The organism is Paraburkholderia sediminicola, assembly GCF_046027355.1.
Classification (GTDB): domain Bacteria; phylum Pseudomonadota; class Gammaproteobacteria; order Burkholderiales; family Burkholderiaceae; genus Paraburkholderia; species Paraburkholderia sediminicola_B.
On the sequence record NZ_JAQQEK010000016.1, the window covers coordinates 138,434 to 150,214 of the forward strand.

Sequence of the window (11,781 nt, forward strand, 5' to 3'; positions counted from 1 at the left end):
GCGGGGTGGCGTGCTACGAAGCCGTGGAAGCCGTGTCGGGCGCGGACGCGGGACGCGTGCGCCGTGCGGTGGACGCGGAGGCGGGCGGCGGCGCCGCCGGCGTGGCCGCTGAAGCGCCCGCGGCACCCGAAGCCGGCCGCGTCGCGGACGCCTTGATCTTCACGCCGTCGCTCAAGCGGTCCATGCCGTCGGTGACGACCACATTGCCCGCGGCAAGCCCCGCCGTGATCACCGTATGCCGCCCGTCGCCCGGTCCCAGCGTGACCTTGCGCACCGATACGGTATTGTCGGCGTTGACGAGATAGACGTAGTCGCCGGGCGCGCCGCTCTGCACTGCGGGAGTCGGCACCAGCACCGCGTTTTGCAGCGTATCGACCAGCAGCTTGACGTTGACGAACTCGTTGGGGAAGAGCGCCTCGTCGTCGTTGGGGACGGTTGCGCGTAGCGTGACGGTGCCGGTCGCGGTCGCCATCTGGTTGTTGATCGCGTACAGCGTGCCGGTCGCGATTTGCCGGGAATTGTCGCTGCTGAATACGGCGACCGGTAGCTGCGCGCCGGCGTTGACGCGCTGCAGCACCTTGTCGAGCGCGGTTTGCGGCACGGTGAATTCGACGGTGGTCGGCTTCATCGTCGTGATGACCGCAATGCCCGGTTGACTCGACGCGGTCACGTAGTTGCCTGGGTCGACGAGGCGCAATCCGACCCGGCCCGACACCGGCGCGGTGATATGGCAGTAGATCAGGTCGAGCTCGAATTGCGCGACGTTGGCTTCGTCGGCCTTGACCGCCGCTTCGTCCTGCTGGACGAGAAACTGCTGATCCGCATAGGTCTGTTCGGCGATCGACTTGCGCTCGTTGAGTTGCGTAAAGCGCGCGAGATCGGCGCGCGCCTGGGCGAGCGCCGCCTTGTCCTTGGCGAGTTGCGCCTCGGCTTGCCGCTTGCTGATTTCGTACTGGCGCGAGTCGATCTGCGCGAGGAATTGGCCTTTCTGCACGTCCTGGCCTTCGCGATAGCCGACGGCGGTCAGGTAGCCGCTCAGTTGCGGCAGCACGGTCACGGTGGCGACGGGCGTCACGGTGCCCAGTTCGCTCAGCGTCTCCGGCATCGGTCCCGTGGTGGCGGCGGCGACCGTCACGACCTGGGGCGCCACGCTGGGCTTGGCCGGCTTCGAGCGCAACAGATGAAACACCACCAGCGCGATCAGCGCCAGCACCACGAGCGCGAACACGATGCGGCCACGCCGCGGACGCTTGACCGGGATCGACGACGCTTCGCTCATGACGGTCTCCCGCCGGACCCGTGGCACCCGGCGAACGCCGTCGATGGACGGCCCGGCCAATTGCTGTCGAAGAGCGTCATACGAACTCCCAGGATGGGGCATCGCCGTCGCCGGCGACAGGAATCCAGACAATCACGAACAGAGTCTATCCGACTGTGGAGCTAATTCTCACGACAGGACCTTGACGGGCGTTTCGATTTGTTACGGTCGGCCGGGCCGTGGCGCTATGCCGTCTGTCCAGGCGCGAGCGCGGCCATACGGAAAAAAGTAGCGACGACGCGGGCTGTCATCGCGGAACCGGGGAATCACGCGCGCCGTGCCGACGTGTAACCGCGTAACTTGACGCAACGCAACCGTAGCCTGAATGTCGGACTCGCGCACTAGCATGACCGCATTGTCCTGACTCAACCGACGAGGTAACCGATGCTGAGCCATCATGAACTCGCGACACTGCTGCGTCTCGCGGACACCGGGCGGCGTCCGGAGGCCATCGATCCCGACGTGCTCGCGCTGAGCCGATACGATCTGGTCGAAATCGATCGGCGCGAGGAGGGCGTGATAGTGGGCGGCACGTCGACCTTGAGGTTGACGAGCCGCGGGCGTGAACTGGTGCGCCGCCTGTGTGGCAACGACGACGGAGTCTGAGCGGATCGCCCGCGCCCGTCGCCGGCACTGACGTCACATGAGATCGGGGCGCGGCGCAGGTGTGCGTCTGATCTGCCGCGCCAGCGTATCGCGATAGATGCCGGGCACGGCGCCCAGTTCCGCCGGCGTGCCTTGCTGAACGACACGGCCGCGGTTGAGCACCACGATCCGGTCGAAGGACTGCAACGTCGACAGCCGGTGAGCGATCGCGACGACGGTGCGATGCTTCATGAGCCGTTCGAGCGCCGCCTGAATGGCGATCTCCGAGGCGGTATCGAGCGCCGACGTCGCTTCGTCGAGCAGCAGGATCGGCGAGTCTTTCAGAATGGCCCGGGCGATTGCGATGCGCTGCCGCTGTCCGCCCGAGAGTTTGGTGCCGCGATCGCCCGCGACGGTGTTGAGCCCTTCGGGCATCGCGTCGATGAAATCGAGGCAGTAGGCGTCCTCGCACGCGCGGCGCACGTCGGCCTCGTTCGCGTCGGGACAGCCGTAGCGGATGTTGTCCAGCAGCGAGCGGTGAAACAGCGACGCGTCCTGCGGCACGACCGAGATGGCGCCTTGCAAACTTTGCAGCGTGACATGCGCAATGTCCTGGCCCGAAATTCGCACGTACCCGGAGCCCGGCTCGTAGAAGTGCTGAAGCAGCGCGAGGATGGTCGATTTCCCCGCCCCCGAGGGGCCGACGAGACCCACGCGCTCGCCTGCGCCGATATGCAGGTTCAGTCCGCTCAACACCGGGCGGCGGCCCGGATAGGCGAACGTCACGTCTTCGAAGTCCACGGTGGCGCGCCGGACGTCGAGCGGCGCCGCCTTGGTCGGCTCGGGCATGGCGTGCGGGATCAGCAGTGTCTCCGACGCTTCGCCAAGCCGGGCGACATGCTGGGTCAGGTCGACGAACGCCACGGCAATGTCGCGCGAACCGTGCAGGATCGAGAAACCGAGCGAGCCGACCAGAACGACGTCGCCGGTGGTCGCACGGCCGACGCTCCACAGCCACACGGTCCACCCGAGCACGCAAGCGGACAGAATGCAGATGGCGAACGCGTGCAACAGGCGCAGCTTCTCAAGATAAAGCAGGCTGCGCTTGCGGGCGTCGCTCTCGGCGGCGAGCAGCGCGTCGAAGCGCCGCCGCTCGATCACCACGGAGCAGAAGGCGCGGACCAGCCCCATATTGCCGATGACGTCCACGAGTTCGCCGTCGACCGAAGCAGCCTGGGCGGCGAACGCCGCGTGCCGGGAGGTGCCTTTGCGCGCCAGCAGGAACAGGCAGAAAGCCAATCCGGCGGAAATGGCGACCAGCGTCAGGCTCATGGGAATGCTGACCGCGCCGACCATGAGGATCGCGCCGACCACGGTCAGGCACGGTGGAAAGGCCGTCCACGCCACCGTGTTTTCGATCACGTACACCGCGTTGGCCGTTGCCGATATCCGGCTCGACAGGACGCCCGGTTGCTTGTCGGCGAAGAAGGTGGGGGCGTGCACGATGAGATAGTCGAACATCTCGCGCCGGATGTCGCCTGTCACGCCCACGAACGTGCGCGCCGAGATCCAGCCGGCAATGCGCCAGAAGAGATTGTCGGCGAGGATCAGCGCGACGAGCACGGCAAACGCGTGAATCACGTGTTGCGGTTGGGCGCGGCCGCCCGGCAACGCGTCGATCAGATTACGAATCCCATATTGCGACCCCAGCGCGCAGCCGACCGCCGCCACGACGCTGGCCAGCACGACCGCATGCGCCAGCTTGCGACGGGCCACGTAACGCCAGATCAGCCGCAGGGGCCGCCCGGCGTATCGCGACAGCACGCGCGACTGCCGCCGCCTGCGCACGCGCCCGGCCCGGCCGGTATCGCCATCGTTGATCAGTTCCATGACAGCGCTTGCCCTGGTGGAAGGAGTCGGACGTCCATACTGTGCCGCCGCGACAGGCAGTCGACAGAAGTCCGGTTCCGGCAGCACGCAAGCGGCGTGCCTTCGCAAGCAGTGAGCCGGTCTGACCGGCGGCGATGCATATTGGGTAAGGGCGTGCGGTGTTTCCCTGTTTTTTGTCTGACGCGATACCCTATACTTCCAAACTCCAAAACGGTCCGGCGCGTGTCACCGGCAAGCCGTTTTTATCATCCGCAACGTGGGCTCCGTGCAATGTCGACCCGCCGCCATCCGCTGGGAATGCGATGAGTGACCCTATGCAGCCGCCGTTTTCCATTCTCTTCGTCGACGACGACGAGATGTCGCGCAACCACTTCGCGCGCGCGATGAGTGCCGATTACAAAGTGTATGTCGCCCAAGGCGCCGACGAGGCGATGACTGTGCTAGGCAAGCATGCTTCGGAGATTGCCGTCCTGGTGACGGACTTCCGCATGCCGGGCCGCGATGGCGACGATCTGCTGCGCCAGGTGGCGCAAGAGTATCCGCAAATCGTGCGCATTCTCGTGACCGCCTATGCCGACAAGGACATGCTGCTGCAAACGGTCAATACGGGCGACGTGTTCCGCATTATCGAAAAGCCGCTGCGAACGGACATGGTGCGCGAGGTCCTGCAACTGGCAACCGCGCGCTACACGGAGCGGGAAACGCGCCAACAGCGGCTTCTGGCGATGGATGAGACGCTTGCTTTCCTCGCCCACGAGCTGAATACGCCGTTGGCCACGATCTCGCTGTTCGCGCGCTCCGTCGAGAACGACGTGGCCGAGCAATACGATCCGGAGCGTCAGCGGGAGATCGGTCTCGCCGCAAAGTCGATGTTGAACAACGCGCAGTATTGCCTGACGCTGATCTCGTCTTTCTGGGCGACGGTGCACAAGAGCGGCGGCCAGAAGTCCGCCTCGGGCGGCGGCACGCGCGCGGTCAGAGCGACGCGGTTGATCGCCACGCTGCTCGACACCTATCCGTTTGTCGCGTCGCAGCGCGATTGGGTGAAGGTCGACGTGGAAGGGGATTTTGTCGTGCACGCCATGCCCAATTGCGTGGCGCTCGTGCTGTCTTCGCTGTTGTCCAATGCGCTGCGCGCGCTCGACGGCAGCAGCGCGCCTTCGTTGCGCCTCGAAGTGGTGGCGTTCCCTGAACCCGGGATTCGCATTCGCGACAATGGCCCGGGCATCGCGCCGGAGGTCAAGGCGCGTCTGCTGCAGGATCCGGTCACCACTTACGCCGGCGCCGGCGGCCACGGCATGGGCATGATCTTCTGCAACCGCATCATGCAATCGTTCGGTGGATGCCTGCGGATCGAATCCACGGTCGGCGCGGGCACCACGGTGACCATGGGCTTTCCCAGTTTCAATAGCCACATGCACACCGCTGACGACGAAGAACCGTCCGACAGTCCGGTGGCCTCGCGATAAAATCGAATGGCCTGCATGGCCGCTTGTATTACTGCTAATCGCTCAGAAAATCCCGATGATCGCGGCGTGCCTTGGCCGTGGCGAAATACGTCTGCAGCGCATCGGTTGAACGCTCGCTCAATATGCTGATGCGCGCGAGCCAATCGGTTTCCACCGGCCATTCGCCTTCCACCACGCGCGGATAGATTTGCCGCGCGAACTGGTGCAGCGCTCTTGCGCCGATATTGCCGCTGACGCCAAGCAGAACGTGCAGCGCGCCGTGCGTCGATTCGAGGTCGACGGCCGCGACGCTGGCCGCAAGCCGCGCCACGAGCTGGCGAATCTGCTCGATGCCTTTGAGGAACGATTCGTCGAGCAGGTCGAGCGACGCCAGTTCTTCGAGGTGTTTCTCGTCGAGCAGTTCGCTTTCCGTGACGATTGGCAGCTTGCCGGGCGGCGTGGCCGGCGGTAGGCCGGTATCCGTCGACACGGTCGAGCCACGTTGCTGTGCAAACTGTCTCGCAAGGCACGCATAGAGAGAGCTGGCTTGCACGGGTTTGATCATGACTTCGTTCATGCCCACTGCGAGACAGGTTTGAACTGCCTTGATATCGGACTGGCTGGTCAAGGCGATGATCGGCACGGCGGCGTACGAGTCGGCACGGGCGCGAATCGACGCGGTCGTTTCCAGACCGCCCATTCCCGGCATATTCATATCCATGACGATGGCGTCGATCACGCCGTCCGCCTGCAGATGCGCGAGCACGGCCTGCCCATGCTCGGCCTCGACGACGCTCGCGCCGCATCGCTCCAGATAGGCTTTGGCCACCAGCCGGCTGTAGGTGTCGTCGTCCGCGACCAGGATCGATTTGCCCGAGAACGCGTCGGATTGCTGGCTCAAGTGGTGCCGGCTGCCGTTTTCGAAGAGCGCCTGGAGCGTCGTGATCAAGTCGAGCACGCTGCAGGATTTGCTGATGATCTCGTCCATGCCGGCGCGTCGGGCGAGCACACGCACCACGGTTCCGGGCTCGGCCGTAAAGGCGGCAATCAGGACATTCCAGCTCGGATAGTCGTGACCCGTGCGAATTCTCTCGGCGGTCGTGTAGCCATCCAGAACGGGCATGTTGATGTCCATCAACACGAGGTCGTAGGGGGCCGATTCCCGAAGCACGCTCAATGCGATCGCGCCGTTTTCCGCTTCGCTCAGGTAGGCGCCCACTTTCGACAACGCGCGACAGGCTCGCGCGCGCTGGCCCGCGTCGTCGTCCACGACGAGAATACGCTTGCCTTTGAAGACAGGCGTGGCGCGTTCAAAAATCTGCCGCTCGTGGTCCACGATTTCGCTCTTCGGGACGACGGGAAATTGCAGCGTGAATTCCGTGAATTTGCCGACTTCCGAACGGCAACTGATGCTGCCGCCGAAGGCGCGCATCGCCCGCTGGCAATAGGCGAGTCCGAGCCCCGTGCCGTCCGAATTGCCCGCTGTACGGAAGGGCTCGAACAGATGCGACAGCATGTCGGGCGCAATGCCGGGACCGGTGTCGCGAACCGTGACCGACTGCTGCTCGATCGTCAGTGTGAGCGTGGCCGCCGGGTGCGTGGCGATGTGGTGCAGCGCGTTCTTGATCAGGTTGAACAGGGTGAACAGATAGACGGTTTCGTCGACCTTGAAGGTGAAGTCTTCCCGCACCACGAGCCTGACTTTGCCGCGTTCCTTTTCGTCGCCGAAGCCGTATTCTTCCAACGCCTTACGCGTGGTACTCGTCGCGCTCAGATAAGTGAGGCAGTCCGGGCGGATGGGTTTGGCGCTGACTTCGTCCAGCGTCATGGCGATGATGCGCAGGCCACGCTCGATCGACAACTGCCCTTGGGCGAGATGACGATAAAGCCCCGCGGCGCTCTCGGGCCTGTCGTGCCTGTCGTGTGTAAGTGCCAGCGGCCGGCTGGATCCCATCGTCGCGGGCAAGGCTTCTTCCACTCGATCGAGCACGTAGCGCAACTGGCTGAGAGGGTTGCGCATTTCATGAGCGATCGAACCCGCGAGGGCCTGCAACGCGCGGTTCTTTTCGACGAAGATGCGCCCTTTGCTGATCGCATGGCTAAAGGCCATGCTGCACAGAACGACGACCGGCAGCAAGGCGAGATTCGATTGATCGGCCGCGCTCACGACAATCGGAACCGGCGAGCTGATCACCGCGGCGAGCGCCCCGGAAAACACGCCAATGCCGATGCAGCCCATCAGCAAAAGCGGATTGTCGATGCACAGCGCCATGATGAAGATCATCATGACCTCGGTCATCATCCACATGGTGGAGAAGGAATTTCTGATCGCGAGAAATGTGCAAACGAATGGCAGTACGTAGATCAGGCAGCAATGCCAATAGATCAGCAGGTAATGGTTGAACCGCTTTGGCCAATGCGCCTGGAAAATCAATGGAATGCAGACGAGCGCCGCACTCAATCGAAGGAAGAGGTTGTCGTAAGGTTGCGGCAGGACATAGGTCCAGACTACGTAGTAGATGGGGTGGCACAGGAGGCCCAGTGCGCCGCCCCATCGTATTGCAAACCGGCTTCGTTCCAGCACGTCCCGCATGCTCTCGCGCGGTATTACCATCAGGCCTCCAATGACGTTTACGAGCCCATCAATTCTCGCTTGCCGCGAAGTTGTGCATCCAGCTCGATCGGCGAGCCGTTTTTCCCATGAAAAGGGCCGACCGCGAAGCCGTACTTCTTCAGCAGGCTGTGCGTGTAGGAGACGGACCACACGGGCGGGCTGCCGATGATGAAGTCGGACGCAATGCCTTCCTGCCAGGCGGAGTAGCCTTCGGCGAAACAGGTATAGCAATCGCGCGTGGTCGGCAGCCGGAACGGGAAGGTGGTGTTGAGTCCGGCCGGGCCACGGGCGAAGCACTCAATATATAGCGTATGACCGCGTGACGCGAGTTCAGCCTCGACGCTCGCCGCCCGAGGGTGCGAGTCGTCGATCCAGAACTGCGCGCGCTTGAGGTCGGCTGCGGTGAGGTAGGGCACGCTGGTGCTGCTCGCCAGAATGGCGCCATCGAAGTCCGGCAATGGAGTGTTCGGACTGAAGGTGTGCACGGAAACCCGCGTTTTGCCGAGCAGGTCCGACGCCATCAACTCCTTGGCTTGCTCCGTGAGCAGGTTCACCTTGTCGGGCAGATCGATCAGAACAAGCTCGCGCGGTGCATCTTTGTAGAGCGCGTATTTGGCCACCGTCGTGCCGAGCCGGCCGGCCGCGCCGAATAGAGCAAGCTTGGTCTTGCCGAACTCGAGATCGAGTTCATTGCAGCAGTGCATGGCCCAGTCTTTCAGCATCGCCGCGGTGGCGGCGTGACCCGTGGTGATATGCGGCGGCTTGGTATCGCGCGGCAGTGCTCCGTAGTTGCAGGCGTAAGGCGTGGAGGCGCCCATTGCCACCATGTTCAGGCCCGCCTGTCTTGCCAGCTCCAGCGCCGGGAAGAATTGCGTCTCGCGGAATCGCTTGATGCCGCGCGGGCTGCCGAGCCATAGCTCGAGCGGAACCGGACAGGCGATATTGGCCCCGATGATCTGGGAGCCCGAATAGATCGGTGAGGCAATGAAAGGCTTGGTGTTCCAAAGTTCTTCTTCGAATGACGCGTTTCGATGCTTCACATTGTGAAATGAAAACGAAAGTGTCTCCCAGTCGGTAGCGTGAAATAAAAACCCGACGCCGCCTTGACCGGCGGGCAGGTTATCCCGGATCTCGTCCGGGCTGATGGTGTGTTTAAGTGCCAAGGGGGCGCCCGTTTGAAGTTGACGAACCCCGGTTTGCTCGTCGGAATAGGTCATTACTTCGTGGTGAACAGAAGTTCTCATTTGATTTTCCCTTTGATTGAAACTCACGCTGAACGATCAGCGCGACAAAGCCGACCGGCGTGTTGGATGGTCGACCCTTCAACTCTAGAGAAAACTGATGCGGTGTGCCCGTCTGTTGGTTCGCATTGCCGAGAATGGGAGTCGTCTCGCGACCAGGTCGAACACGGTTGTATGTGCATTCGACTTCTTGACAGTCTGCCGAGCGCCGCTGCCGACAAGCTGCGCAAGCACGCCAGCCGTGTCTCGCCTGACAGCGCATCGATCAGGTAGATATTTCCAATGAGAAGATGGGTTGACCAAACGGGTCGCTAAAGTCAAAATCTTTCCATTGGAAAATTTTGGACGGGCGTATGAACGAACGTTTGAACACGAATGGGTACCGCGCCAACCTGGCGCCGATCGATTTCGAAGTCGACTGCGGCCCGCTGCCTGTGCGCGGCGAATTGCCGTCCGGGTTGGCGGGCGTGCTGGTCCGCAACGGCCCCAACCCGCTTCATCCCGATCCGGCGCAGCACTGGTTCGCGGGGCATGGCATGGTCCATCGCTTCGAGTTCGCGAACGGCGGCGTGACGTATCGGAACCGCTGGGTACGCACGCAGCGCTGGCTTGCCGAACGGGCAGGCGCGGCCGCCGACTTCACCGCCTTCGGCGCGCGGCCGCAGAAAGAGATGCCGAACGATGACGGCGTCGCCAATACCAATGTGCTGATGCACGGCAACCGCCTGCTTGCACTGGAGGAGGCGCATCTGCCGGTGGAGTTGCACGCGCGGACGCTGGACACGCTCGGCCAGGTCGACTTCGGCGGCGAGTTGCAGGGTGCGTTCACGGCGCATCCCAAGGTCGATCCGGATACCGGCGAGCTGCTGTTTTTCGGCTATGGCGGACCCGATGGTTTGGGGGCGGGCATGACGGCCGGCAGCATCGATACGGGTGGGCGCGTGACGCATCTGAAGCGCTTCGATGCGCCTTACGCGAGCATGGTCCACGACTTCGCGTTTAGCGCAGGGCATCTGCTCTTTCCGGTGACGCCGCTCACGGCAAGCAAGGCGCGGATGCACGCGGGCTTGCCACCCTACGCCTGGGAGCCGCAATTTGGCAGCTTCGTCGGTGTCTTGCGGCGCGACGGCAGTGGTGAAGTCGAATGGTGGAAGGGACCGGCGTGCTTTGTCTTTCACGTGATGAACGCATGGGAGGACGACGATTGCATCTGCATCGACGTGATGCAGCTCGACGCCCCGCCGAACTTCACGTGGCCCGATGGCCGCACAATCGACGGCGCCGGCCACGCGCGCCTGTGCCGCTGGACGCTCGACCGGCGCGGCCGCGAGCGCGTCTTCACGAGCGGGATCATCGCCGAGGTGAGCGGCGAATTTCCCCGCATCGACGAGCGTTTCGCCGGCGCGCCGTATCGTCATGGATGGCTGGCCGCGCATCCGGACGATGGCGGCGAACCCTTCTCGCAAATCGCCCGCGTCGATCATGCGAACCCGCGAGCGCTTGATATCTATCGGCTCGCGGACGGCGACGCGACATCGGAGCCGGTCTTCGTACCGCGCACGATCGATGCCGCCGAGGGCGACGGATGGATCCTCGCCGTGGCCTACCGCGGCGCCGAGCAGCGCAGCGACCTGCTGGTGTTCGACGCGTTGCGGGTCGCGGCGGGGCCAATTGCAACGGTGGAAATTCCGCACCGCGTGCCGAACGGTTTTCACGGCAACTGGGTGGCGGCGCGTCAATAGCCCGCGTGAACGGCGTGTTAGGCCGGAGCACGCGAGCTAGTCGCGTCCCCAACCTCGTGGAGACGATTGAGCGAATCACGCATGAGTGCGTGGGCGGGAACACGCGCTTCAAATCCTCCATTCATGCGGCGTGCTGGACACATACCAGCGTGCCGGATCCGCATGCGTTTCGACAACGTTGATGCGGTGTTCGAGATCGACCAAATCAACCGACGACGCCAGAAAGGCTTCGCGTTCGTGATCCTCGGTGTTGATCAGCAAGGCGCCCAATTTCTTCGTAAGTTCAGCAAACATGATTTTCTCCAGTCCGTATTGCGACGGGCGTTTCGATCCGGCTATGGGAGCCGGCGTTGCCCGTCGATGGAATGAAGCTTAGGCGCGAAGAATGAGCCGGAAATGAGCGCTCGAAACCGGCGAATCACGCCTCGACATGGTGCGAATGTCGAACTGACACACCGCTAATTTCCCCCTCATTCTGCGTGACCACAATGCAGTCATTCGATGCAGCCAACCGACTCGCACCGATCGACAAGGGGAACAGAAAATGAAAGTCATTCGCCATCTGGTAGTCGCCGCGGCGCTCGGCGCCGGCTTGGTGAGTTGCGCCGAAGCGCATGTGTTCGTCGGTGTCGGCGTAGGTGTGCCGGCGTTTCCGATGGTGCCGGTGGTGCCGGCTTACGTACCGCCGCCGGTCTACTACGCACCGCCGCCGCCACCTCCGCCGCCGGTGTACACGGCGCCTGTCGTGATTGGGTACTACGGGCATCCGCAGTATCCGCGCTATTACGGCGGCTGGGGTTACGGCTATGGCTACTGGCGCCGTTGAGGCGCGGGCCTGAACCGGCAGTACCACGAACCAACAATCAACGATCAAGAGGATTTTCAGGCATGAAGCAACGTCAATTATGGCGACGCGGTAAACGCGTCGTCCGCCTGGACGAGC

Annotated in this window: 9 protein-coding genes; 4 read left to right on the top strand and 5 right to left on the bottom strand. The window is 63.3% G+C overall.

Annotation, left to right across the window (positions count from 1 at the left end):
- Window positions 1–13: 13 nt before the first annotated feature.
- The gene (locus PQR42_RS26015) at window positions 14–1,279 is read right to left on the bottom strand and encodes an efflux RND transporter periplasmic adaptor subunit (protein ID WP_408389650.1); all 1,266 of its coding nucleotides are present in this window, start codon (window positions 1,277–1,279) and stop codon (window positions 14–16) included.
- Window positions 1,280–1,702: 423 nt separating this feature from the next.
- On the opposite strand from PQR42_RS26015, the gene PQR42_RS26020 reads away from it, so the two are divergent.
- On the top strand, window positions 1,703–1,924 hold the full coding sequence (locus PQR42_RS26020; RefSeq protein ID WP_408389648.1) for a hypothetical protein: 222 nt from the start codon (window positions 1,703–1,705) through the stop codon (window positions 1,922–1,924).
- Between the two features lie 33 nt (window positions 1,925–1,957).
- On the opposite strand, the gene PQR42_RS26025 is transcribed toward PQR42_RS26020, so the two are convergent.
- Window positions 1,958–3,793, bottom strand: coding sequence for an ABC transporter ATP-binding protein (locus tag PQR42_RS26025; RefSeq protein WP_408493948.1), 1,836 nt, complete (start codon window positions 3,791–3,793; stop codon window positions 1,958–1,960).
- Between the two features lie 302 nt (window positions 3,794–4,095).
- On the opposite strand from PQR42_RS26025, the gene PQR42_RS26030 reads away from it, so the two are divergent.
- Window positions 4,096–5,262: an ATP-binding protein gene (locus PQR42_RS26030; RefSeq protein ID WP_408209149.1), complete on the top strand. Its 1,167-nt coding sequence runs from the start codon at window positions 4,096–4,098 to the stop codon at window positions 5,260–5,262.
- A gap of 34 nt (window positions 5,263–5,296) precedes the next feature.
- Here the strand turns inward: PQR42_RS26030 and PQR42_RS26035 are convergent, their stop codons facing one another.
- Both PQR42_RS26035 and PQR42_RS26040 read right to left on the bottom strand, forming a co-directional pair.
- Complete coding sequence (locus PQR42_RS26035; protein ID WP_408389644.1) at window positions 5,297–7,855, bottom strand: ATP-binding response regulator; 2,559 nt, start codon at window positions 7,853–7,855, stop codon at window positions 5,297–5,299.
- A 17-nt stretch (window positions 7,856–7,872) separates the two neighbouring features.
- Entirely contained in the window at window positions 7,873–9,072 is a 1,200-nt protein-coding gene (locus tag PQR42_RS26040; protein WP_408209155.1) for a hypothetical protein, read from the bottom strand.
- Between the two features lie 377 nt (window positions 9,073–9,449).
- On the opposite strand from PQR42_RS26040, the gene PQR42_RS26045 reads away from it, so the two are divergent.
- Window positions 9,450–10,838: a carotenoid oxygenase family protein gene (locus PQR42_RS26045; RefSeq protein ID WP_408389642.1), complete on the top strand. Its 1,389-nt coding sequence runs from the start codon at window positions 9,450–9,452 to the stop codon at window positions 10,836–10,838.
- Window positions 10,839–10,946: 108 nt separating this feature from the next.
- Here PQR42_RS26045 and PQR42_RS26050 read toward each other — a convergent pair whose 3' ends face one another.
- A complete protein-coding gene (locus tag PQR42_RS26050; protein WP_408209163.1) occupies window positions 10,947–11,132 on the bottom strand; it encodes a DUF3563 family protein in 186 nt (61 codons plus the stop codon).
- A 250-nt stretch (window positions 11,133–11,382) separates the two neighbouring features.
- Between PQR42_RS26050 and PQR42_RS26055 the strand changes: the two genes are divergently transcribed.
- Window positions 11,383–11,664: a hypothetical protein gene (locus tag PQR42_RS26055; protein WP_408389640.1), complete on the top strand. Its 282-nt coding sequence runs from the start codon at window positions 11,383–11,385 to the stop codon at window positions 11,662–11,664.
- The last annotated feature ends 117 nt before the right edge of the window (window positions 11,665–11,781 follow it).

What these genes read in the sequence shown, in the direction of transcription:
- PQR42_RS26015 (WP_408389650.1), bottom strand. Translation starts at nt 1,279, where the DNA reads ATGAGCGAAGCGTCGTCGATCCCGGTCAAGCGTCCGCGGCGTGGCCGC.
- PQR42_RS26020 (WP_408389648.1), top strand. Translation starts at nt 1,703, where the DNA reads ATGCTGAGCCATCATGAACTCGCGACACTGCTGCGTCTCGCGGACACC.
- PQR42_RS26025 (WP_408493948.1), bottom strand. Translation starts at nt 3,793, where the DNA reads ATGGAACTGATCAACGATGGCGATACCGGCCGGGCCGGGCGCGTGCGC.
- PQR42_RS26030 (WP_408209149.1), top strand. Translation starts at nt 4,096, where the DNA reads ATGAGTGACCCTATGCAGCCGCCGTTTTCCATTCTCTTCGTCGACGAC.
- PQR42_RS26035 (WP_408389644.1), bottom strand. Translation starts at nt 7,855, where the DNA reads ATGGTAATACCGCGCGAGAGCATGCGGGACGTGCTGGAACGAAGCCGG.
- PQR42_RS26040 (WP_408209155.1), bottom strand. Translation starts at nt 9,072, where the DNA reads ATGACCTATTCCGACGAGCAAACCGGGGTTCGTCAACTTCAAACGGGC.
- PQR42_RS26045 (WP_408389642.1), top strand. Translation starts at nt 9,450, where the DNA reads ATGAACGAACGTTTGAACACGAATGGGTACCGCGCCAACCTGGCGCCG.
- PQR42_RS26050 (WP_408209163.1), bottom strand. Translation starts at nt 11,132, where the DNA reads ATGTTTGCTGAACTTACGAAGAAATTGGGCGCCTTGCTGATCAACACC.
- PQR42_RS26055 (WP_408389640.1), top strand. Translation starts at nt 11,383, where the DNA reads ATGAAAGTCATTCGCCATCTGGTAGTCGCCGCGGCGCTCGGCGCCGGC.